We start from the raw sequence: 23,962 nt of genomic DNA on the forward strand, positions 1-23,962 counted from the left end.
TGCTTAGTATCGAGATTTACTTCTTTGGCGAGCGCCTCCACGGTACGATATTTTTCTTCTGCTGGGCATCCATCCTTTCGATTTCCTGGAGTTTTTTTAATATGGCGGCCTCCGTTGAGACGTATTTAAGACGGGCCTTGAGCCGTTTGATCTCTAGGTCCTTCTTCTCCATTTCAGTCAGCTGTCCGTTGTCTTCCTTGTCTTTACCGCGGCGATCAAGCAGCGCGTCCGGTCCGCCTTGTACATATTTTTTGACCCACGAATAAACCTGACCATAAGAGACCTTGAAGCGTTTGGTGGCTTCAATGTAATTCTTATTGTTGGCAATCGTCCATTCGGCTATCTCAATACGTTCAGCTTGACTTGTGTCCCGACCGTCTTTCACGGGTGTACCCCTCCTGTTAGTGGTGGCTAAAGATTTACCACTAGTATACAGGGAAACCCACTGATAGATCACACCATGGTTAGGAATGCCGTACTGTCGTGCAAGAGCAGGGGATGAGACTTTTCTTTCGAGAAAGGCACCGATCACTTCTAGCTTGAACTCTTCTGTGTAGCGCGTATGAGAATCTCTGGGCTTTAGACCCGCTTCCCCCTCCGCTTCATACCTTTCAACCCACTGGGTGATCTGATTATGACCGATGCCATACTTCTTTTGGACTGCTCCAGCAGCCATCCCTCCCTCAACAAGACCAATGTAGAAGAGCTTCTCCTCCAGCGTGTAACGTGAACCTCTTCGGCCCATAAGAAAACTCCTTCCTAAGCAAACAGGCTTTAATTATTTACCTGTCTACCCTAGAAGGAGTATACCCCCGCCGATGTTGTTAGGCGATTTTGAGACCGCGCAGCGGGCTCAAAACGCCGTCATGGCTAGCTACGCCTTCGGCTTCGCACTTGCTGCGCGTCGCCAGCCCCATCCGCCGCAGCTTGCGGAGCATTGGCACGGCAGGAGGAGAAGAGCACCCCGTTTCGGACCTGCACAAAAAGAGCAGCGCCATCATTGAGATACGCTGCTCTTTCTTCACTTATTGGCCAGCATTACCCTGACCCTGGCCGCCGGTCTGCCCAGTGTTTCCACCAGTCGTCCCGCCGCCTTGGCCCGTATTGCCTTCATTTTGACCCGTATTGGTGCCACCCTGGCCCGTGTTCTCACCCTGACCGGTATTCGTACCGCCTTGACTGGTACCACCCTGACCAGTACCCTGATCCGGATTGGTCGTTGTCCCGCTGCCGGTATTGCCCTGGCCGGTCTGACCGGTTTGTCCGCTCTGACCCGTATTTTCACCCTGACCAGCATTCGTCCCGGCCTGACCAGTATTGGCGCCGGTGCCTTGGCCCGTGCTGCCCTGCCAGGCGCTGCCCGCATTACTGCTGGTTTCGCTCCCGCTTTCATCCGTGGCGTCGTAATCGCTGACGTCGCCGACTTTGTCATTGGGATCGCGGATCGTTTTACCTGTGTACTTCGTGACTGTGCCATAACCGTTCTTTGCCCCGAAGAAGTTTGCCCAGAAGAGATTGTAATTTTTAGTGGTCCCGCCGATACCGAATTCAAAGCGGGTACTGCTTGGGGTAAAGTCGTTGAATAGGCTGGTCGTACGGGTACCGGTGACGTCAGTAGATTTACCTTTATAGGTAATCGTGCCCGCTGGCAGGCCAGTTTTCTCCAACACACTGATTGATTTAACGGTGTCTGGCCGAGAGAAGGTCTTGTTCAACTGGAAGGCCTCGGGATCAACCTTGTAAACCTCATTGGCCACCCGGGCCCAGAGTGCCTGGTTGATATTCGTGCCGGCATCCGTCAGATTGTAAGCATGTCCCCAGAAGTTGTCATAACCAATCCAAGAAGCCATGGTGATGCCCGGGGTGGAACCGACAAACCACACATCTTTATTATCATTGGACGTTCCGGTTTTCCCGTAGAGCGAATCGGTGTCGAAGTTCAACTGATAACTGAGTGATGCGGCTGTGCCTTCCGTGATCACGTTCCGCAGCATGTCACGCATAATGTAAGCCGTTGCCGCGGAGAAGGGCTGCGTTTTTTCACTCTTATGCTGATAAATGACTTCGCCAGAAGGGGCTACGATTTTATCAATCACATAAGAATCAGTGTATTGGCCTTGGTTAGCAAAAGTCGAAAACGCACTGGCTTCTTGTTGAACACTGATCCCGTTATCGGTTCCGCCCAGGGCAATGCCGAGCCGGGAAAGTTCCGTGCTGCTCAGGGAAATGCCCATCTTGTCCATGTATGTCTTCGGATTGGTCTTCGTCCGCAGTTCCTTATACAGATTCACCGCCGGAATGTTGTAGGACTTGGCCAAAGCTTCCTTGGCGCTGATGAACCGGTTCTGGATCGTGGAACCATAGTCGGAAGGGGAATAGCCGTTATAATTGACCTCGAAGTCCGCAATTTGCGACTCGGTACCGATCAGCTTTTGATCCACTGCCGGTCCGTAGACCAGATAGGGCTTGATCGACGACCCCGGCGACCGGTATGTGTAAAACGCGTGGTTGCTTTGGTTCTGATCATAATCCCGGCCGCCAATGAAGCCGAGGACAGCGCCGGTTTGGTTGTTCAGCAGGATCATCCCATTTTGGACGGGTTCAGTGACTGTTTCTTCTTTACCAGTCTCTTGGTTCAGTACGGTATAGGTATGAGTCGTGCCCAAATAATCACCGTAGGATTGAATAGCATTCTGCATTGTTCCGTAAACTGACTTGTTGATCGTGGAGTGGATCTGATAGTTCTTGGTCGTCAGCAGGGTCAAGGCCCGTTGCCGGTATTCACCGTACAGTGCCTTGTTGGCCCGAACTTTCGTCCAGTTTTGATGGTCGCTCTTCGCCAAGTATTCGGCTAAATAGTAAGTGGCCTGATCAGAAAGCAAATCATACATATAGCCGAGCTTCTCATCTGTCCGTTCTGAAGTGCCCTGGGGGAGCAGTTCTTTTTTCAAATCCTCTTTGCGGGCCGTTTGATACTGCTGCTCAGTGAGCACGCCCGCCCGATACATCCGGAAAAGAACAGTGTTTTTACGGTCAAACCCATCACTTAAGTTTTTGCGCAGCGCCCCAGTTTGCGTATAGGGTGTGTAAATTGACGGACTCTGGGGCATTCCGGCAATGTAAGCCGCTTGAGCGATACTCAAGTTATTCGCATGCTTGCCAAACAAGCCCATGGCTGCTTCTTCAACGCCGGCAATATTTTCGCCTTTGTTATTACGCCCAAAGGTGGCCGCGTTCAAATAAGCTTGTAAAATTTGATCCTTACTGAAGAATTTGTCGATTCGGGTGGCCAGTAATATCTCGCTGGCCTTCCGCTTGAAGGTCGTTTCTGAGGAAAGCAGTTGCATTTTGACCAGCTGCTGGGTCAGAGTCGACCCCCCGGTTTGACCGCCGATGCCGGTGATATCACCGGCAGCTGCCCGAATCAAAGCCTTCGGGACCACACCGGAATGGACATAAAAGTTCTCGTCTTCGGTCGCCACGATGGCCTTTTTCAGCCAGGGGGAAATCTCGCTGGACTTAACCGGCGTTCGGCGCAGGTCTGTATTGAAGTTCATCATCTTCACGTTGTTCGCGTAGTAGAGCAGTGAAGATTGTTCAGTCGTATTGATTTGCTTGGCCAACGCTGTCTGGGTCGGCACTTTGACGGTCTGCACGAGCGCGCCAAAGTAACCCAGGCCAATGCCCAAAGCCAGACCCGCTGCGACCACGAGCACTGCGATTGCCCGGAGCAGAACCAGGCGCAGCGTAGCCATGACCACATTAAACCAGAAAGAAATGGTCTTCCAGGCCATCGCCCAGCGTGCTGACGTATGGGTGCGCAACCACGCGGCAAAGGGGGTATCGCGGCCGTCCACGACGGTCTCCTCAGCTGCCTGCCGGGTTTGCTGCCAAGTGTTAAACCGGCGACTCATACCGGAGCGTAGTTGGTCCCACCACTGTCGAATTCGATTCAAAAAATTGCACCACCTTAAAAAGTTACACGACAGCATTATACCGTAACCGTTTGGACAAGAAAAACACAACCACGTTACAAACGCGTTAAGACGCGCTTCAACTGCACGTGGTTGTGTCCAAAAATAGCTATTGGGCTAGGCGATAAATGGCATCTGCATAAATGGCCGTCGCCAACCATAATTCAGCTAAGGGCATGTACTCATTCGCCTGATGCATGACGCTCTCGGTATCGGGGAGCTCCGCCCCGAAAGCCACGCCCCGGGGAATGATGCGGCCATAAGTGCCGCCGCCGATAATTTGTTCATGTCCCGGCTGACCGGTATGGTCGGTATAGACCTGTAACAATGTCTGGACCAGCGGGTCGTCGCCGCTGACATAATGGGGTACTTCTGGATCGCCGACAATCGTGCTGGTGACGACATCAGCCCCAATCGTGTCGACAATCTGCTGATTCATTCGCTTGTCCGTGGTGCCCTGGGGATAGCGTACATTAACGGTGACCATTGCTTCCTGTTTGGCCGCGTCGAATAAAAACAAATCGGCACTGGCACTCAGGTCGCCCATCAATGTGTCATGGTGCGCGATGCCCAGCTTGGTCCCATCGAAATCGTTGGCCAGGTAATCGGCAATGACTTTGACATAAGCGGCCCCCCGGCCGGCCAAGGGTTGGCTGTTTAAGAATTGGGCCAAGTAGACCGCCGCATTGATGCCTTGATCGGGAGTCGAGGCGTGGGCGACTTTACCGGTTACGGTCAGCGTAAGCTGGTTATCGCCGGTGCCAGTAATGGTCCCGTCGACCGGGTGTGAGGCAAGGAAAGAATCGAAATGCTGCTGCAATTCACCTGGATTGGCGCCGCTGACGACAGCTTGGGCGCGGCCAGGAACCATATTCGTGCGCAGACCGGCTTGGAAGGATGTCAGCGTATAGTCGCCGTGTTGAGGCGTCTTAGGCGGCAGCACATTAATGGTGAAGTCTGCGATCCCTTTTTCACCATTAATGATGGGGAATTCAGCGTCGGGAGAGAAACCGAAGTCTGGTGCCGGTTCAGTTTCCATATACCGGTGAATACCGACCCATTCGCTTTCTTCGTCGGTACCAAAGATGTAGTGAATCTGTTTGTGCACCGGCAGGCCGAGTTCTTTGACGATTTTCAAACCGTAATACGCTGCAATGGCCGGCCCTTTATCGTCCGCGGTGCCTCGGGCGTAGATGCGGCCGTCTTTGATCACGGGTTGATACGGATCAGTAGCCCAGTCATCCCCAGCGGGGACGACGTCCAGATGGCCAAAGATGCCGAGGATCTCATTGCCGCTGCCGTAAGCGATGCGGCCGGCGACGTTATCCACATTTTTTGTCGTGAAACCGTCCCGTCGGCCAATCGTCAGCATCGCATCTAATGCTTTGGCCGGACCTGGACCCAGCGGCTTATCCGGTGTTTTATGGGCGGTGTCCCGCTCCGATTTAATCTTCAATAAAGTTTGCAAGTCGGCCAGAATAGCGTCTTGGCGCTTCGTAACCTCTGCTTGCCAATCAATTTTTGACATAGATTGCACTCCTCACATAATTGAATACAAATTAGTTTTTTTCAGACGCATGGGCCAGGATCTGGGAGAAAATCGTGATGACATGGTCATCGGCCAAAGAATAATACACTTCTTTGCCCTCTTTTCGGCTTTTAACCAGCTTAGCCTGTTTAAGTAAGCGTAATTGATGAGAAACAGAGGACTGGGACATCTCCAAAATATCCGCGATGTCGTAAACCCGCAATTCAGATTCATAGAGGGCAAAAAGAATCTTGGCCCGGGTCCCATCGGAAAACATTTTGAGCATCCCGGTCATGGCCGCAATCGTGTCCTCCGCCGGGAGCTTATCCTTGACTTCAGCGACAAGCCCAATGTGATCAATTTGACTTGGATCTTCCATAGACATCACAGTCACTCCTTTTTCGCCGTATTCCTGGCGGCGAGGTAAGTTAAATATTGGGGATTCCACGCGGCTAAGCGGCTCGCGGAGCTGGCGGGTTTAGCCGGCTTGATCATCTGACTGCCGGGGACCAGCGCGTTCAGATCCAGCAGGGCAATGCGATCTTTTGCCGGTTCCTGGAAAAACGTATCCAGCGGTCCGGCCAGTTGAGTGGGGGCGGCCGCCGGCAGATGCAGCAGCAGTTTTGCTGTATTCACCCAACCAGCCGCTGTTTTCACCCATGTGCTGCTGTTGACGACTTTAATGGCTTGGATTCGGTATTGCTTGTGCGGCTGCAAAGTACCGGTTACTGCCTGCGGATGGGTGGGCGACGTGTATGCGGAACTTGCGGCGACCGTGGCACGCAATTGGACCCGGGCACCAACATAGGGGACCAGGGTCGGACAGAGCGTCTCAGGATTCACGTAATCGGCATCAACGAATGTATTCGCGCCGATTTGGTAATAGGCGCGGCCTTCCATGGCCACGTATTGGCTGGCGTGGTAAGCCACACCAGGCTTCGCCAGTGTTTGATTTTGCACCCGCAGGTAGGGATTCTCATAGGTTGTGAGCGGTTTGTCGCTGACCACTGCCACGTCTTGATCCGTGCTGCGCACACTGGACTTGCCCTTGAGGACCTGATACTCATGGCCGACTTCCGGGTAGTTGGTGACGACGCCATCAATGGGCAGGTTGACGACGGAATTCCATTGCTGCTGTTTCTCTGTCATTTCATCCCAGACAAAGACTTTCTGGCCGATATAGTGGAGCTGTTTGACCAGATCTGGGGTAGTGATCTCAGACGAAATATTGACGCCTGTGGTTACGGTAAACCGTTCAAAATTTAACCGGCCCAATGATCCGGCAATGAAAATCCGGGGAATGCTGGGCATCAGCTTTTTCATTTCTTCTAGGCTTTCGAATGAAAAGCTGTGGACCATCACCCGATTTTCCATATGGTATTGCTTGATCAAAGCGACCAGCAGCGCCTCCATGTTTTTCGGATTGCCTTTAGCCGTCTTTTTGGTTTCTACCAGAAACTTGGCGTTAGGGTTGTTTTGGTAATGGGCAAACACTTCCCCTAAACTATGAATTGGTTCACCATTGGCTTGATGCAGTTTTTGCAAAGCGGCGAATGGCTGCTGCGAGACAATGGCGTGGGTATTGGTGACCCGGTAAAGATCCCGGTCATGACTGACGACCAGCACGTTGTCTTGACTGACATGGACATCCAATTCGACGTAATTGGCGCCGTGATTGAAGGCTGAGTCAAAACTTTGGAAGGTTTCTTCCGGGGCATTCAAGGGATCGCCTCGGTGGCCGACCACTAAAAAACCAGCGCTGATCAGGTAAATCCCCAATAACAGCGCCGCGATGGACATTTTTTTGACCATCCCGCTGTCTCCTTTCTTCGCGAATTGCTGTCATTTAGTGTATCATAAATTGACGAATAGGGCGGAACAGCGCGCCTAGAATGGAGTTGAAGGCATTGAATTACGATACATGGGTGTTCGCGGAAAGATTTGTCAACATCTGGCTGCCGGCGGGTCTGGTGGGCGGTCTGCTACTGTTTACCGGCGGCCTGCTGGCGTATTTCCACAAGGGGCGGGCCCGCCCGTGGGGCATCGGTGCCGCCATTTTGGGTCTGCTTACCGTGGGGGTATCCTTTATTTTTCTCTACCAGCCGTCAACCCAGGCTTATATGAAAGATTTTGGCCACGTGACGCCCCGCGCCCGAGTGGAGGATCCGACATTTTTTGGCTATCAGGCCACCAGCGGCGCATTGACCGGCATTTATGCGATGGTCCGCAACGACGATGATATGCGCCAACTGCCCATGTACAGCCGGCATGCGGTGACCCAGAAGGTGCGCTATGCAGGGGATGCCGATGGCAGTTATTATTTCTATGTCGGCGACATTTATTCACCCATCAATTATATTGGCCCGGTAGAAAAACGTAATGTGGCGGCGCCGTATTTGCGGGGGTATCGGTATACGCTGAAGGATGATCAGTACAAGACGATTGGCTTTATTAATCCGGTTAATGCCACGACCATGGCTATGGTAATTCCGAATTCATTGAAACACCGCCCGCCGACGAATGACGTGCTGCAAAATGCTAAGCGGTTAGCCAAACTCGACACGGGTTGGACAACGGAGGAAAAATGATGGATGTTTTTGACCCATTGCCGGACCAGTGGCACAGCGCGGATCAGCAACTGATGTTTGCACTCACTGTGCCGGTCGAGGCTGATTTGTTTTATCCCCAATGGCGGGACCCGGCCGTGGCGCATCAATTGGGCATGACCCCGCCGGCCAATGTGAACGATGTGCGGACCATGTTGGCGTACTATATCGGCAATGCCCAGACCGGCAGTGCTGCCCGGTATACGGTGCGGCACGGGCAGACCGTGATCGGCATTTGCGGCTTCAACGATATTGACCGGGCAGATTCCCGGGTTGAAATTGGCTACGAGATCTTGCCAGCCTATCAGCATCGCGGGTGGGGCAGTGCACTGGTGGCAGCGATGGTTGATCAAGCTTGGCAGGCCCTGGATTTGAACCGCGTCGGAGCGGGCGTGCTGCCGGCCAACACGGCTTCTTTAGCGGTCTTGCGGCATAATGGATTCACAACGGAGGGTACGCTGCGTCAGTTTACCCGCATCGGCGATACCGTGTATGATCTCGTCATGTGCAGCAAAGTGCGTGCACTGGATAAGTAGAAAGCAGGGATAATGTGCCAGATAAAGCAATGACCCGTTACCAAACCCTGGATCTGATTGAACAGATCACCCGGTTGGACGGGTCTCAGTATTTTGAAGTGAGTGATATGTTCATGAATGGCCGTGCGGAACTGGCCGCTATTCGCGGGATGATCAAAGAAGTGCGCATCGTCCAGTTGAATATCGCCCATACTAAGGCCGTGCAAGCCTATGAGAAATATATCAACGAGACGTACGAAATGCCGCCGGAAAACTTTACCAAATGGGTGGAGTGGGATAAACCGGCCGGGCCGATCCACGATGCCTACGAGGAAATTCTCAAGACCAACCACGTGGGCTGAGATTACGCGTTGTCATCCAGGGCAGTCAGCTTTTCTGCCCACTCATTTTCCGCGTGGTGCCGTTTAGTCTCCAATGCAGTGAGCTGTGCTTGCAGCTCCTGCATTTTTTTGTAGTCTTGCAAGACATCCGGGGCGGCCATGGCCTCTTGTACCTCGGTTTCCTGGTGGCTGAGATGGTCGATTTCTTTTTCCAGCTGGGCAACTTCTCGCTCCAGCCGTCGTTGTTCCCGTTGCGCCGCTTTGGTTTCTTCGAAGGATTGCTGCGTTTCGCTCTTGTCCGGGGCGGTCGGCTGATCCGTTTGTTGGGCGTTCTCCGCTGCCAAAGCATCTTCCTCCGCTTTTTTGGCCAGGTAATAGTCGTAATTACCGAGATAATGAGTCGATCCCGCGGGGGTGATGACATAAGTGTGGTTAGCCAATGCGTTAATGAAATACCGGTCATGGGAAACAAACAGAATCGTGCCGGCGAAGTCTTGCAAGGCGTTTTCCAACACTTCTTTGGATTCAATATCCAAGTGGTTGGTCGGCTCATCCAGGATCAGGAAATTGTCGTGGTCCAGCGCCAATTTGACCAAGCTGAGCCGGGCTTTTTCGCCCCCGGAAAGATCAGCGACATATTTCAATACATCGTCACCCCGAAAGAGAAAACTGCCCAGAATTGAGCGTACATCTTTTTCCGGCATGGTGGGGTGGTCGTCCCAGACCTCATTCAAGACGGTCTTCTCGGCATGCAGAATCATTTGCTCCTGATCGTAGTAGCCAACCGTCACACCGGCACCGAAGAGCACCTCGCCCTTCAGAAAGGGAATTTTTCCTAGAATACTTTTGAGCAGGGTAGACTTGCCGACACCGTTGGCCCCGATAATGCCCACTCGGTCGCCCTTGTCCACATTGACATTGATCGGGCCAGCCATGGGGTGGGCGGCGTCATAGCCCACTGTGGCGTCCTTGACGCGGAGGACATCATTGCCGCTGGTCCGGTCCGGGGTAAATTGGAAATGGATCGTTTTCTCTTCACCCACAGGTTTGGGCAGCCGCACCATTTTTTCTAATTTTTTTCGCCGCGACTGGGCCATTTTGGTCGTGGAGGCTCGGACGATGTTCTTTTGAATGTAGTCTTCCAACTTGGCAATCTCTGCCTGCTGGTGCTCATAGGCTTTCCAGGCCTGTTCCGACCGGGCTTCCCGTTCGACTAAGTATTTGGAATAGTTGCCGGTGTAGGTGGTGGTTCCGTCAGCGCGTAATTCGACGATTTGGGTAGTCAGTTTATCCAGGAAATACTGATCATGAGAGACCAGAAGCAGCGCGCCGGGATAGTTGCGCAAATATCCTTCCAGCCAAGTTAAGGTATCAATATCCAGATGGTTGGTCGGCTCGTCCAGAATCAACAGCTGACGCTTTTCCAGCAACAGTTTAGCTAGCGCCAATCGGGATTTTTCGCCCCCCGAAAGAGTGGCGATGGGCTTGTCCCAAACGTCGCTACCGAATTTGAAGCCGGTCAAGACCGAGCGGATTTCAGCTTCGTAACCGTAGCCATTCTTCTCAGTAAACGTGTGGCTCAACTGATCGTAAGCGGACAACAAGTCATGGTTGGTCGGATCAGCACCCATTTGATGTTCCAATGAATGGATTTGCGCCGCCATTTTTTGCAGGTCGCTGAACACCGTCAGCATTTCGGCATAAATCGTTCGGTTCGTATCGAGGCCGGAATCCTGCGCCAGATACCCCCAAGTCAAGTCATTGGCGAAGCTGATCTGCCCGCCGTCAGCGGCTTCGTCGCCGATGATTGTCTTGATTAAAGTGGACTTGCCGACACCATTGGGCCCGACTAAGCCGATTCGGTCGTGATCTTGAACGATCAGGTTGGCGTTGGTAAACACCGGTACGGCGTTAAATTCTTTAGTAATATGCTGCGCTTGTAAAAGGATCACGGGTTAAAAACACCTTTCTAAGTAACGTTCATTTTTAATTTGCGAGAACGGTTTATTTTCACTAACCATTTTACTGGATAACGATGGGCACAACAATGGACACTTTGTCTTGTGATTTGTTTGCTTTTTGTGCAAATTACAAGTATCATTAGCGTACGAAATGAAGGTTAGTCGTGGGAATTGCACTTTTCCCACCAAAACACGAACATTCATTATCCAATGACGATGTTTTTCGCCATTAGAACCGAGCGGCAGCATCTGTGAACAGGTGCGCACTCAATTATTAAGGAGGGCCTTTTATGGCAGATTTCAAAATTCCTAAGGCAACTGCCAAACGTCTACCGTTATACTATCGCTATCTCAACTTTTTACATAACGCCGGCAAAGAGAAAGTGAGTTCCACTGAATTGTCCGAAGCGGTGAAAGTTGACTCAGCGACCATTCGCCGAGATTTTTCCTATTTTGGCGCATTGGGCAAACGGGGCTACGGCTATGACGTCGATTCGTTGCTGGCATTCTTTGCTAAGACATTGAATCAGGATCATCTGACCAATGTCGCTTTGATTGGTGTGGGCAATTTAGGCCACGCTTTACTTAATTATAACTTCCGGCAGACTAATTCCGTGCGTATCTCCGCCGCTTTCGATGTCAATCCGGATATCACCGGTACGATTCAAAGCGGGGTACCGATTTATCCTATGGATGAACTTGAGACCCAGTTGAAAGATCAGCAGATCGACATCGTGATCTTGACCGTACCTACCCAGGCCGCCCAAGATATTACCGACCGCCTGACCAAAGCCGGTGTCCACGGCATCCTCAACTTCACCCCGTTGCGGATTTCCGTCCCTGACACCGTCCGCGTTCAAAACGTCGATTTGGTTAATGAATTACAAACCCTGATTTACTTTATTGACCACTATTCCAACCGGCCGAAAGAAGAAGCGAAGCAGTAATATTAAACGAGATTTTTAGCGTATAGAGATCGGGATCACACTGTCAGGCTTTGGTGTACTTAGGGCCAATGCGCAGCTTGCGGAGCATTGGCCTGGCAGCAGCACACTGAGGAATCAGCCGAGTCCCGGTCTTTTTTTTACCCATAAATTAGCACTCCACCCCTCAGTCTGCAAATTTTTACAGAAAAGTGGTTGCATTCCCCCTGGGAAATGATATTATAGAACATGTGATTAGCACTTGATGCAAGTGAGTGCTAAACCTGCACTAACAAGTGACAACAACTGTTTTTAGGAGGGATTCTTCGTGTTAAAACCATTAGGTGATCGGGTCATCGTTAAGGTCCAAGAAGAAGAAGAGCAAACCGTTGGCGGCATCGTGCTGGCCAGCAATGCTAAGGAAAAGCCGCAAACCGGTGAAATCGTCGCCGTCGGCGAAGGCGCCCTGAATGATAAGGGCGACCGCATCAAGCCTAGCGTCGCCAAGGGTGATAAGGTCCTGTTCGACAAGTACGCAGGATCCGAAGTACGTTACGACGATCAAAAGTATTTGGTTTTGCATGAAAAAGACATCATGGCAATCGTGGAATAACCTTCTGCATTGTTGTGATCAACGAACGTAAAAACACAATTCTATTTATGAGGTGAAAGTTCGAATGGCAAAAGAAATCAAGTTCTCTGAAGATGCACGCGCCGCAATGCTACGGGGTGTCGACAAATTAGCTGACACCGTCAAGACGACTCTTGGACCCAAGGGCCGCAATGTTGTTCTCGAAAAATCCTATGGTTCACCGGAAATCACTAATGATGGGGTGACCATCGCCAAGGATATTGAACTCCCAGACCATTATGAAAACATGGGGGCTAAGCTGGTTTCGGAAGTTGCTTCCAAGACTAACGATATCGCTGGTGACGGCACCACGACGGCCACGGTTTTGGCACAAGCCATTGTCCGTGAAGGGATGAAGAACGTGACCGCCGGTGCTAACCCGGTTGGTATCCGCACAGGGATCGAACAGGCGACGAAGGCTGCTGTTGATGCGTTGCATAAGAATTCCCACAAGGTCGAGACCAAAGAACAAATCGCATCTGTTGGGGCCGTTTCTTCCTCCAGTGAAGAAATTGGCAAGCTGATCGCTGACGCCATGGATAAAGTGGGTCACGATGGCACGATCACGATCGAAGAGTCCAAGGGTATTGAAACGGACTTAAAGGTCGTTGAAGGGATGCAGTTTGATCGCGGCTATCTGTCCCAATACATGGTAACCGATAACGACAAGATGGAAGCTGACTTGGATAATCCATATATTTTGATTACCGACAAGAAGATTTCCAACATTCAAGACATTCTGCCGTTATTGCAACAAATCGTTCAACAGGGCAAGGCGTTGCTGATCATTGCCGACGATGTTGAAGGTGAAGCATTACCGACCTTGGTATTGAACAAGATTCGGGGCACGTTCAATGTTGTTGCCGTTAAGGCTCCTGGCTTTGGCGATCGGCGCAAGGAACAATTACAAGATATTGCCGTATTGACTGGCGGCACTGTCATTTCTTCTGATCTGGGTCTGGAACTCAAGGACACGACCATTGACCAATTGGGTCAAGCAGGCAAGGTGACAGTTACCAAGGATGACACGACTATCGTTGAAGGTGCTGGCGACAAGGATGCAATCGAAGAACGGGTCGGCCAAATCAAGAAGCAAATTGACGATACGACATCTGACTTCGACCGCGAGAAGCTGCAAGAACGTCTGGCTAAGCTGGCTGGCGGGGTAGCTGTGATCAACGTTGGTGCTGCGACTGAAACTGAATTGAAGGAACGCAAGTACCGGATCGAAGATGCCTTGAACGCCACTCGCGCGGCCGTTGAAGAAGGCTACGTCGCTGGCGGCGGTACGGCACTGGTCAACGTTATTCCGGCCGTTGCTGCGCTGAAGGAAAAGGGCGACGTCCAAACCGGGATTAACATCGTTCTGCGCGCTCTGGAGGAACCGGTTCGCCAGATTGCCAAGAACGCCGGCAAGGAAGGCTCCGTCATTGTGGAACGCCTGAAGGGCGAGAAGCCTGAGTTCGGTTACAACGCACGTGACGACAAGTGGGAAAACATGGTCGAGGCTGGCATCATTGACCCGACTAAGGTCACTCGCTCTGCGTTGCAAAACGCCGCTTCTGTTGCCGCTTTGCTGTTGACGACTGAAGCTGTGGTCAGCGACATTCCGGAACCGAAGAGTGATAACCCGGCTGCTGGTGCCGGTGCTGGCGCACCTGGTATGGGCGGTATGATGTAATTAACCGCTTAGCGGATTAATACTTCAAACAACGGAGCAGAAAGCTGATTTGGTCAGTTTTCTGCTCCGTTTGCATTCAGTAATGGCTCGTTTTCAGAAACTATACCGTTCGGCGCAAATTCGACAACTTAAATTTGCAAATGTTGCCCGCTCGGCAAAAATAACCCATGCTATTCTGTCAATGTAGGGCTGGCGAGACTAGGATTTGCAACACGGGATATCTTTGCAGAGTTAACCATAGGACGCACCAAGGCACCATCAACATAGATCCAGCCCACGTGATGAACGGACGGACCAGGCAGCGGATTTTCACGGCCTGGTCCGTTTTGGTGTTTCTTTCGTAAACGGACAACTCTAGCGGCAACTGCCTCCGCTAAACGGGCTCCGGTCGACAGCGGCTAGGGCATAAGGACCAGGAAGCATAAAACCTAAGTGCGGGTTTTCTGCTTCCGGGTCCTTATGCCTACGCCGCTAACCGTCGGCCTGCGCCCTCTCTGGCACTTTTTTGTGCTATCATATACGGTACATTGTAACGAATCGGAGAAGCAAAAAAGGAGTTTTGTAATGGCTAATCATTCCAAAGAAACGCCGATGATGCAGCAATACTTCGCCATTAAGGATCAGTACCCCGATGCTTTCCTGTTTTATCGAATCGGGGATTTTTATGAACTGTTTTATGATGACGCCATCAAAGGATCGCAGATGCTGGAGCTGACGCTCACCTCACGTAATAAGAGCGTGACCGACCCGGTACCGATGTGCGGGGTGCCGCACCATGCGGTGCAAAGTTACATCGATATTCTGGTGGACAAGGGTTACAAGGTAGCTATTTGCGAGCAAATGGAAGATCCTCGGTTAGCCAAGGGCATGGTGAAACGCGCTGTGATTCAGCTGGTGACGCCGGGGACACAAATGCCGGATAGTCCCGGCAAACGCCAAGACAATAACTTTTTAACGGCCGTAGACGAACTGGGCGGGCAATATCACTTTGCCTATACCGACCTTTCTACCGGAGAAGTGTGGGTGACGACGCTGGCCAGCACCGATGATGTCCGCAACGAAATGCTGGCGTTACAAACCAAAGAAGTTGTGGTACCGCCGGACTTGCCGGATGATCTGGCTCAGGCGCTCAAGCCGCTGAATATTTTACAATCGGCTCAGGATTTGCCAGAAAACACTGCCGAAGTCAGTTATGTCCGGCAAGATGCCGCCAACGCGGGACAAAAACAGGTGCTGGCCCGGCTAGTAGGATATTTGCTGGCGACCCAGAAGCGGGCCTTGGCCCATTTACAGAAGGCTACTGTCTATGCCCCCAGTCAGTTCCTGCAAATGGATCATGATGCCCAAGTGAACTTGGAGCTCACTTCAGCGCGCCGAGACGGCAAGAAACGCGGCTCGCTGCTTTGGGTGATGGATGAGACCCGTACGGCCATGGGCGGCCGGTTGTTAAAGCAGTGGCTGGAACGGCCGCTGCTGTCGGCCAAGACGATCAAAGCCCGGCAAGATAAAGTTGCCGCTTTAGTGGATGATTACTTTCAGCGGAGCAGTTTGCAGGATCAGCTGACCAAGGTCTATGACTTGGAACGACTAGCCGGCCGGATCGCTTTAGGCAGCGCCAACGGCCGGGATCTGCTGCAACTGAAGGCGTCCTTGGAACAAGTGCCGGGAATCATGGCCACGTTGCAGCAGCTGCACAGTGACAGTTTTACCAGCTTTGTCAAAGCCATGGATCCCGTGCCGGAAGTTGCCGAGTTGATTGGCCGGGCCATTGTGGATGATCCGCCGATCTCTGTCACAGAGGGCAACGTTATTCGGGATGGCTACAACGATCAACTGGATCAATACCGGGATACGATGCACCATTCGAAGCGCTGGATCGCCAATTTGGAGGCTCAGGAACGCAAAGTCACCGGCATTCACAATCTGAAGATTGGCTATAACAAAGTCTTTGGTTACTATATCGAAATCACCCGAGCTAATCTGGATAAGGTGCCGGCTGGCCGGTACGAGCGGAAACAAACGCTGACCAACGCTGAGCGGTTCATTACCCCAGACTTGAAGGATCAGGAACGCCTGGTGTTAGAGGCCGAGGAGCACTCCACCGCCTTAGAGTACACCCTGTTCACAACGGTCCGGGGAGAAATTCAGAAAGAAATTCCGCGCATTCAGCAGCTGGCTGCGCAGTTGGCCGCGCTGGATGTGCTTCAGGGGTTCGCGGTGATTGCGGAACAGTACCATTATGTCCGGCCGGCGTTCGTCGAACATCAACAGGACCTGCACATCGTTAACGGCCGCCATCCCGTGGTTGAAAAGGTGCTCGGTCCGAACCAGTATGTACCGAACTCCGTGACGATGAACCAAGACACCGACGTGCTGTTGATCACCGGGCCGAACATGTCCGGTAAATCGACGTATATGCGCCAGTTAGCCCTGTCCGTGATCATGGCCCAAGTGGGCAGTTATGTGCCGGCTGAGCAGGCTCAGATGCCCTTATTCGACCATATTTTCACCCGGATTGGTGCCGCGGATGATTTGCTGTCGGGGAATAGTACCTTTATGGTGGAAATGATGGAGGCCAATGATGCCTTGATCCACGCGACGCCCCGGAGCCTGATCCTGTTCGACGAAATCGGCCGAGGCACGGCCACCTATGATGGCATGGCTTTGGCCCAAGCGATTATTGAATATATTCATAATCGGGTGCACGCCAAGACACTGTTTTCTACCCATTATCATGAATTGACCCAACTGGCCGATACGCTGCCCAAGCTGAAGAATGTCCATGTCGGGGCAGCGGAAGAAAATGGTCAGCTGGTGTTCCTGCACAAAGTTGAACCCGGGCCGGCGGACAAGTCGTATGGGATTCATGTCGCCAAATTAGCGGGACTGCCCAATGCTGTTTTGCAGCGCGCAGACGTGATCTTGCAGCAGCTGGAGGGCAAGAAGCGGGTCGTACCGACGCCGCCGGAGCCGGCCGCCGAAACTAAGCCGGCACCGGCGGCTGCACCAGCCGTCGCCGAAGCCGGCGGTGATCAGCAGCTCGCCTTGTTCCAGCCGCAAACCGTGGCCCTTACGGATTCGACAGAACAATTTATTGTGGATGCGCTGAAGGATCTCGACATTGGCCACCTCACCCCGATTCAGTTAATGAATCAGGTCGATGCTTGGCAGCAGAAATTGCGCCGAGAGGCGAAGAAGAAGGCCGCTGCCGCTGAAAAATAAGTCTTTATTGAAAGGAGAATCGCTTGATGGGAAAAATTCATGAATTGTCCGCTCAGGTCAGCAATCAAATTGCGGCCGGGGAAGTAATCGAACGCCCAGCCTCAGTCGTCAAGGAATTAGTGGAAAACGCCCTGGATGCCCATGCTACCCAGGTGCGGATTCGAGTCAAAGACGGCGGCATGAGCCTGATTACCGTCAGCGATAATGGCGACGGCATTGCCAGCGACGATATTCCGCTGGCCTTTGCCCGCCATGCCACTAGTAAGATCATGACCGGCACGGATTTGTTTAAAATCGGTACCCTGGGCTTCCGCGGTGAAGCTTTGGCCTCCATCGGTGCCGTCGCGAAGGTCACCATGACCACCAGCACCCAAAATGGGTTGGGGGACACTGCAGTCGTTGAAGGCGGCGATCTGGTCAAACAAGAGAAGTCCAGCCAGCCTAAGGGGACAACCCTGACCGTGCGGGACTTATTTTACAATACGCCAGCCCGGCTGAAGTACATGAAATCGGTCCAGACGGAACTGTCGCATATTGCGGATATCGTGGATCAGATTGCCCTGGGGCATCCCGATGTGGCCTTCACTCTGGTGAATGATACGAAGACGATGTTTGCCACTGTCGGCAACAAGGATTGGCGCCAGACCATTGCCTCGATTTACGGCAACTCGGTTGCCCAGGCGCTGCTGCCGATCAAGGGCGACACCCTGGACTATCGGGTCCAGGGCTACATTGCTAAACCGGAAGTGACCCGGGCGTCGCGAAATTTCATTTCACTCTTGATCAACGGCCGCTACATTAAGAACTATGCGCTGAATAAAGCCTTGATCGAAGGGTATGGCACGAAACTGATGGTGGGCCGCTATCCGGTCGCCGTCATTGCCGTGCACATGGATCCGCTGCTGGTGGACGTCAACGTTCATCCCACCAAGCAGGAAGTGCGGTTAAGCAAAGAAAACGAGCTGACCAGTCTGATTACCAAACTGGTCGGCGCCGAGCTGGGCCAGCAGCGGTTGGTACCCAATGCGCTGGATAATCTGTATTCCCACAGTCGGCCAGCCACGCCCCAGATGCAGCAGTGGGCAGATTTGGCCAGCCAGCTGGACACTATCAGCAGTCAAGATCAGCCCCAGACCAGTCAGCCAACGAATCAAGCGGCACAGCCCGCCGTCCCAGTGGTTGCCGAGGCAGCGGCCCATGTCGCCGCGAACGGACGCTTTATTGCGCCCAATGCCCTCCATCCCGAGGATGCCGGCACCGATGCTCAGGTATTGGCTGCTTGGGACGCCCGGGTGGCCACCGATGCACCTGCGTTAGCCTTTTCGGCCCAGTCCCAACCGCAAACCGTGGAACAAACTGCCCTGGTGGACGATACCAACACCCCAGCCAAGCGTTTTCCGCAGCTGCATTATCTCGCCCAAGTACATCGTACCTATCTGCTGGCCGAGGGGGAGGACGGCTTTTATATTCTGGACCAGCACGCCGCCCAGGAACGGGTCAACTATGAATACTATCGAGAAAAAGTCGGCCATCTTCAACCCGATCAGCAAACCCTGCTGGTTCCGCTGATTCTCGACTATTCTGCGGCTGATTATTTGGAGATCAGTCAGCACTTGCCGGAACTAGCCAAGGTAGGCATTGAACTGGAACCGTTCGGCGACAATTCGTTCATCGGTCATTCTCACCCCGCCTGGTTTGCCGACAAGGATGTCGAGGCCATGATCCGTGAAATGGTGGATTATTTCTTAACCGACCATACCCTCAGTGTTGCCAAATTCTTGAACAAGGCCACCGCCTTGATCGCCTGCAAGGCGTCGATCAAGGCTGGGATGGATATCAGTCGGCAAGAGGCTCAGCGGCTGCTGGATGATCTGCGGGAGTGCGAAAACCCCTTTAATTGCCCCCATGGCCGCCCGACGATGACCCATTACAGCGACCGGGACTTGGAGCGGATGTTCAAACGGATTCAAGATTCACATCAAGGGTGGACCGGCGCGTAACGCACACACGTTTGTGTTAGAATGAGATAATAAGAGAGAAAAGGGGCGACCAGCGTGTATGAATTTCTAACTGGGACCATCGACGCGGTCCACACCGATTACATCGTGGTGGCCGTCCAAGGTATCGGCTACAAAGTGATCGTGCCAAATCCCTATCGGTTCGCGGTGGGGGCGAAAGATGTCACTGTCTATGTGGATCAAATCATCCGAGATAACATCGGTATCACGTTGTACGGTTTTGCCGATCTGGATGAAAAGGTGATGTTCCAGCATTTGATCAGTGTCACTGGCATTGGCCCGAAGTCAGCCTTGGCCATCTTGGCCACCGGCGACGCGGCGGCGTTAGTCCAGGCCATTCAGGAAAATGACCTGAAGTATTTGACTAAATTTCCGGGAATCGGTAAGAAATCGGCGCAGCAGATCATTTTGCAACTGGCCGACCGTTTGACACCCACCGGCAAACCGGCGCTGACGGTGAAGACCGTGGCTGACCCGGACGCCGTTAATAACTCGCCCGCCTTGCGCGATGCCTTGGCCGCCTTGCGCACGCTGGGTTACAGCGATAAAGATGTGGTGCGTATCGCCAAAGCTTTGCGGCAGGAAGAAGCACACTCAACGGACGATTATATTCGGCTCGGTCTCAAATTATTGACCCAGCCCTAAACAAGCAGAGAGGAGAGCGGCAGCTTGGCAGAATCAGAACGGATCGTCGATGCGGACGCCAATAATAACGAAGATCGCGCCGACATGACGCTGCGGCCAACGCGGCTGGCCGATTATATTGGTCAAAATGCGTTGAAACACCAATTGACCGTCTTTATTCAGGCGGCCCGGTCCCGGGAAGAGTCCTTGGACCATGTATTGCTGTATGGCCCGCCCGGCCTGGGCAAGACAACGCTAGCGGCGATCATCGCCAATGAAATGGGTGTACACTTGCGCCAAACCAGCGGACCGGCCATCGAGAAGAGCGGCGATCTAGTGGCCCAGCTCAATGAGCTGCAGCCAGGGGACGTCCTGTTTATTGATGAAATCCACCGGCTGCCCAAACCAGTGGAAGAAGTCCTGTATTCAGCGATGGAAGATTTCTATATCGATATTATCGTTGGTGAAGGTCCGGCCGCTCATCCCATTCATTTTACGCTGCCGCCGTTTACCCTGGTGGGGGCGACCACCCGCGCTGGTCTATTATCGGCGCCGTTGCGGGACCGCTTTGGCATTAGCATGCACATGGCATACTACAGTACGGATGAACTGACTGAGATTGTGGATCGCTCGGCCCAGATTTTTGGACTGGCCATCGACGAGCAGGGCGCGGGGGAGATTGCCCGCCGGTCCCGGGGTATCCCCCGGATCGCCAATCGGCTGCTGCGCCGGGTACGGGACTTTGCGACTGTCAATGGGGATGGTAAAATTACCCAGGCGATCGCGGCATCTGCGCTGACCCAGCTGCAAGTTGACGATATGGGCTTGGATAACCTCGACCGGAAGATCCTGCACCTGATGATCGACCATTATGCTGGCGGCCCCGTGGGCTTAAAAACCATTGCAGCCAACGTCGGCGAAGAGGAACAGACCGTCGCCGAAATGTATGAACCATTCTTAATGCAGCGGGGGTTATTGATGCGCACCCCCCGCGGACGGGTCGTCACCCCGTTGGCGTACCATCATTTGGGCTTGACACCCCCGACACATAAAGCGGATTTGGAAGTGTAATTTTGCTCACAACGGAAGATTTTGACTATGATTTACCCCAAGAATTGATTGCTCAGACCCCGCTCCCCGAACGGGATGCGTCCCGGATGCTGGTGCTCGATACGGCCACCGGCGAAACAACAGACAAGCATTTCTACGATATCCTCGATTATGTCCATCCCGGCGATGCGGTGGTGATGAACGATACCCGGGTCATGCCGGCCCGATTATACGGCATCAAGCCGGAAACTGGCGGCCATGTGGAAGTGCTGCTGCTGAACAATACCCGCGGTGATGACTGGGAAGTGCTGATGAAGCCGGCGAAACGGATTCATGTCGGTACTCAGATCGACTTTGGCGACGGCCTGCTCAAGGCGACGGTTACGGAAGAACGGGACGAAGGCGTGCGCATGATCCGCTTCCAGTACGATGGGATTTTCATGGAGATCCTGGACAAGCTGGGTGAAACTCCGCTGCCGCCTTACATCAAGGCTAAGTTGGACGATCCGGAGATGTATCAGACGGTGTATGCCAAGGAGATCGGATCGGCAGCAGCGCCCACTGCCGGACTGCACTGGACTAAGGAATTGCTGCAGAAAGTCCAAGACAAGGGCGTCAAGCTGGTTTACTTGACCCTGCATATTGGGTTGGGCACTTTCCGGCCAGTCCTAGAAGAAAACGTCGAGGACCACAAGATGCACTCCGAGTTCTATCGGCTGACCCCGGAAGCGGCTCAGGCTTTGAACGACGTCCGGGCCAATGGCGGGCGGATCATTGCCACTGGCACCACCGTGATTCGGACGCTGGAATCTATTGGCACGAAGTTCAACGGTGCGATCAAGGCGGACTCCGGCTGGACAGACATCTTCATTAAGCCGGGCTACCAGTGGAAAATCGTGGATGCCTTCATCACTAACTTCCATCTGCCCAAGTCCACACTGGTCATGCTGGTCGCTTCGTTTACCGGCCGGCACATGATCCTCAATGCATACCAGCATGCTGTTGCAGAGAAATACCGCTTCTTCAGTTTCGGCGACGCGATGTTTATCTACAATAGTCAAAATCCGCACCCGCAACCGTTGAAAGAAAACGATTAATCCGGAGCAATGCAAAAAGGGACTGGGCCAAAACTCCCAATTCCGGCATTGAGACCGAAGCTCGTTTTCATCAATTTGAAGACGAGCTTCGGTCTTTTCATGCCGTCGCTGGTTGGTTTTCATACCGTTTTTGCAGGTACTTGGTGTACTTTCTGAGATCGTAGGCCAGAAGCACTAACCCGGTTTCTCGTCTCACGTGCGGCAGCCAGCGCACGTGGAAACGGCGAAAACCCAGCTCGCGTTTGATCACGCCAAAAGCAGATTCCACTTCGTCCTTGCGCTGCGCGTAGACGCCACGGCCAGGTTCAATGCCTAAGGCCAGCTGTTCTGCGGCCTTCTGCTTTTCCCAGGTGGCGTTGACCCCAATCTGACGCAACCGACCGGTTTGCGTGTGGGCATAGTAGTAGGCTTCCGGTGTTTCACCCGGCAGGGCCCGGTAGTAAGCAAAGTGTCTTGTATAGCCGGTCTGGTGGTCTGTCCGAGTCCCTAAACGCCAGAAGCAGAACTGAACATCATGGTTGTCAACGTAGTAATTACCTTGAGCGTTATAGTGCCAGTTCATGCACTTGCTGGGATCGCGCCGATATTTGCGGGTCTTTTCCTTTTCATACATGGTGTAGGGAATCAGCGGTACATGCTTCTGGGCGGCGATATAACCGTAATTCTGTTCACTGCCATAGCCGGCATCTGCGGCGATATAGTGCACGTGGGCAAAGATCCAGCGGGACTGCTTAAGAAACGGGATCAGCGTCTTTTGGTCGGTCGGCCGCTGGCAGACGTAGTCGGCTAAAATATACTGCTTATCCGTTGCAATCTGCACATTATACGCGGGTTTCAGTTGGCCGTTCTTCATGGGGTCCTCTTTGAGCCGCATGAAGGTCGCATCGCAATCGAACTTAGCCAGACTGTTGCGTTGTTCAAAGCCGCCGAAGTACTTGTCATACTGGCGTTTGCGCGGCAGATAATTAGTCTCAATGACGTGCAGATCATGTTTTAAGGCCCGGCGTCGGCGTTTGTTGGGCGAGCCGCCGCGACCGGTCTTTTCATGGGCAATCACTCGGTTCAGATGACAAATGGCATGGTGCAGCTGTTTAGCGGCGATAGCCAATGCTTTCGCCAAGTTTTCTTTGCCGGCCGGGGCATTGATCTGCACCAAGTGCAGACTCTTTAAGAATGCCTGACCATTGGCGACCAGCCGCTGGTTGCTCTTCGTCACGGTCTTGCGCCAAACAAACGAATATTTCTGGGGAACGGCTTCAATCTTAGTCCCATCAATGAAGACGGCCTGACGATCAATGATGTGCTGGTCCAATAGCAGCTGGTGAAACTTGTCCAGGGCATCGGCGATCAGCTGATCCATCGCCGGATCAACACGGAAACGATCCAAAACCCGATAGCTGGGGACCCGCTGGTCAGGACTGAGAAACCAGAGCAGACAAGGGGTCTCGGCGATCAGCTGATGAAGCTGACGACCAGTGACCGGCAGGTGTTTGGCATACGCATAAAGATAGATCTTCAAAAGGGCCGCCGTGGCGAAACGCGGGCGGCCGTATTTATGCTCATTAAGGGTCAGCAGGACATGCGGCATGGCTTCAACGAATTGGTCAATGACATCGGCGAGACTGTATGGAGCAACGGTAAATTTGAATATCAGTGAAACACGGCTTAATTTTCTGGTACACTTAAGTGGCATGGTACTATTTCGATCTCCTTTTTATTGGTTTGGTCACTGATTAGGGTAGCGCGAAAACGGTGCTGTGTTTAGTTCAGAAAAAGAGCTGGGGCAAGATT

19 protein-coding genes are annotated in these 23,962 nt (G+C 52.9%); 11 read left to right on the top strand and 8 right to left on the bottom strand.

Annotated features, from left to right (window positions below):
* Window positions 1-16 precede the first annotated feature (16 nt).
* The 6 genes from H627_RS0112315 to H627_RS18250 all read right to left on the bottom strand — a co-directional run bounded on the left by H627_RS0112315 (window position 17) and on the right by H627_RS18250 (window position 7,314).
* Window positions 17-745 (bottom strand): helix-turn-helix domain-containing protein, encoded by a 729-nt coding sequence (locus H627_RS0112315; protein WP_027829195.1) that lies wholly within the window; start codon window positions 743-745, stop codon window positions 17-19.
* Window positions 746-824: 79 nt separating this feature from the next.
* Window positions 825-1,025 (bottom strand): hypothetical protein, encoded by a 201-nt coding sequence (locus H627_RS20155; protein ID WP_152261015.1) that lies wholly within the window; start codon window positions 1,023-1,025, stop codon window positions 825-827.
* Window positions 1,026-3,956 carry a transglycosylase domain-containing protein gene (locus H627_RS18245; RefSeq protein WP_162143238.1) on the bottom strand — a complete coding sequence of 977 codons (2,931 nt, stop codon included), beginning with the start codon at window positions 3,954-3,956 and terminating at the stop codon, window positions 1,026-1,028.
* A gap of 127 nt (window positions 3,957-4,083) precedes the next feature.
* Window positions 4,084-5,502 (bottom strand): dipeptidase PepV, encoded by a 1,419-nt coding sequence (gene pepV / locus H627_RS0112330; RefSeq protein WP_035440950.1) that lies wholly within the window; start codon window positions 5,500-5,502, stop codon window positions 4,084-4,086.
* Between the two features lie 31 nt (window positions 5,503-5,533).
* A complete protein-coding gene (locus H627_RS0112335) occupies window positions 5,534-5,881 on the bottom strand; it encodes an ArsR/SmtB family transcription factor (RefSeq protein WP_121499962.1) in 348 nt (115 codons plus the stop codon).
* 11 nt (window positions 5,882-5,892) lie between these two features.
* Complete coding sequence (locus H627_RS18250; RefSeq protein ID WP_051225414.1) at window positions 5,893-7,314, bottom strand: glycerophosphodiester phosphodiesterase; 1,422 nt, start codon at window positions 7,312-7,314, stop codon at window positions 5,893-5,895.
* 95 nt (window positions 7,315-7,409) lie between these two features.
* Between H627_RS18250 and H627_RS19420 the strand changes: the two genes are divergently transcribed.
* The 3 genes from H627_RS19420 to H627_RS0112355 are packed head-to-tail and all read left to right on the top strand — an operon-like array spanning window position 7,410 to window position 8,985.
* Window positions 7,410-8,090 (top strand): hypothetical protein, encoded by a 681-nt coding sequence (locus tag H627_RS19420; RefSeq protein WP_051225415.1) that lies wholly within the window; start codon window positions 7,410-7,412, stop codon window positions 8,088-8,090.
* Window positions 8,090-8,644: a GNAT family N-acetyltransferase gene (locus tag H627_RS19425; RefSeq protein WP_051225416.1), complete on the top strand. Its 555-nt coding sequence runs from the start codon at window positions 8,090-8,092 to the stop codon at window positions 8,642-8,644. The genes H627_RS19420 and H627_RS19425 overlap by 1 nt, the downstream gene beginning before the upstream one ends.
* 29 nt (window positions 8,645-8,673) lie before the next feature.
* On the top strand, window positions 8,674-8,985 hold the full coding sequence (locus H627_RS0112355; protein ID WP_027829199.1) for a hypothetical protein: 312 nt from the start codon (window positions 8,674-8,676) through the stop codon (window positions 8,983-8,985).
* A gap of 2 nt (window positions 8,986-8,987) precedes the next feature.
* Here H627_RS0112355 and H627_RS0112360 read toward each other — a convergent pair whose 3' ends face one another.
* On the bottom strand, window positions 8,988-10,916 hold the full coding sequence (locus H627_RS0112360; RefSeq protein WP_027829200.1) for an ABC transporter ATP-binding protein: 1,929 nt from the start codon (window positions 10,914-10,916) through the stop codon (window positions 8,988-8,990).
* Between the two features lie 299 nt (window positions 10,917-11,215).
* Between H627_RS0112360 and H627_RS0112365 the strand changes: the two genes are divergently transcribed.
* From H627_RS0112365 to queA, 8 genes are all read left to right on the top strand, one after another.
* On the top strand, window positions 11,216-11,872 hold the full coding sequence (locus H627_RS0112365) for a redox-sensing transcriptional repressor Rex (protein WP_027829201.1): 657 nt from the start codon (window positions 11,216-11,218) through the stop codon (window positions 11,870-11,872).
* 304 nt (window positions 11,873-12,176) lie between these two features.
* Window positions 12,177-12,461, top strand: a complete 285-nt coding sequence (gene groES, locus H627_RS0112370; protein WP_027829202.1) for a co-chaperone GroES — start codon at window positions 12,177-12,179, stop codon at window positions 12,459-12,461.
* Window positions 12,462-12,525: 64 nt separating this feature from the next.
* Window positions 12,526-14,160, top strand: a complete 1,635-nt coding sequence (gene groL / locus H627_RS0112375; protein WP_027829203.1) for a chaperonin GroEL — start codon at window positions 12,526-12,528, stop codon at window positions 14,158-14,160.
* A 564-nt stretch (window positions 14,161-14,724) separates the two neighbouring features.
* Window positions 14,725-17,382 (top strand): DNA mismatch repair protein MutS, encoded by a 2,658-nt coding sequence (gene mutS / locus H627_RS18265; RefSeq protein ID WP_051225417.1) that lies wholly within the window; start codon window positions 14,725-14,727, stop codon window positions 17,380-17,382.
* A gap of 26 nt (window positions 17,383-17,408) precedes the next feature.
* A complete protein-coding gene (gene mutL / locus H627_RS0112385) occupies window positions 17,409-19,382 on the top strand; it encodes a DNA mismatch repair endonuclease MutL (RefSeq protein ID WP_027829204.1) in 1,974 nt (657 codons plus the stop codon).
* A 54-nt stretch (window positions 19,383-19,436) separates the two neighbouring features.
* Entirely contained in the window at window positions 19,437-20,045 is a 609-nt protein-coding gene (gene ruvA / locus H627_RS0112390; RefSeq protein WP_027829205.1) for a Holliday junction branch migration protein RuvA, read from the top strand.
* 24 nt (window positions 20,046-20,069) lie between these two features.
* Window positions 20,070-21,095 carry a Holliday junction branch migration DNA helicase RuvB gene (ruvB, locus tag H627_RS0112395; RefSeq protein WP_027829206.1) on the top strand — a complete coding sequence of 342 codons (1,026 nt, stop codon included), beginning with the start codon at window positions 20,070-20,072 and terminating at the stop codon, window positions 21,093-21,095.
* The gene (queA, locus tag H627_RS18270) at window positions 21,095-22,171 is read left to right on the top strand and encodes a tRNA preQ1(34) S-adenosylmethionine ribosyltransferase-isomerase QueA (protein ID WP_051225418.1); all 1,077 of its coding nucleotides are present in this window, start codon (window positions 21,095-21,097) and stop codon (window positions 22,169-22,171) included. Before ruvB ends, queA begins: the two co-directional genes overlap by 1 nt.
* A gap of 97 nt (window positions 22,172-22,268) precedes the next feature.
* Here queA and H627_RS18275 read toward each other — a convergent pair whose 3' ends face one another.
* Window positions 22,269-23,864: a transposase gene (locus tag H627_RS18275; protein WP_027827239.1), complete on the bottom strand. Its 1,596-nt coding sequence runs from the start codon at window positions 23,862-23,864 to the stop codon at window positions 22,269-22,271.
* Window positions 23,865-23,962 lie beyond the last annotated feature (98 nt).

The organism is Schleiferilactobacillus harbinensis DSM 16991 (genome assembly GCF_000425885.1).
Taxonomy (GTDB): Bacteria; Bacillota; Bacilli; order Lactobacillales; family Lactobacillaceae; genus Schleiferilactobacillus; species Schleiferilactobacillus harbinensis.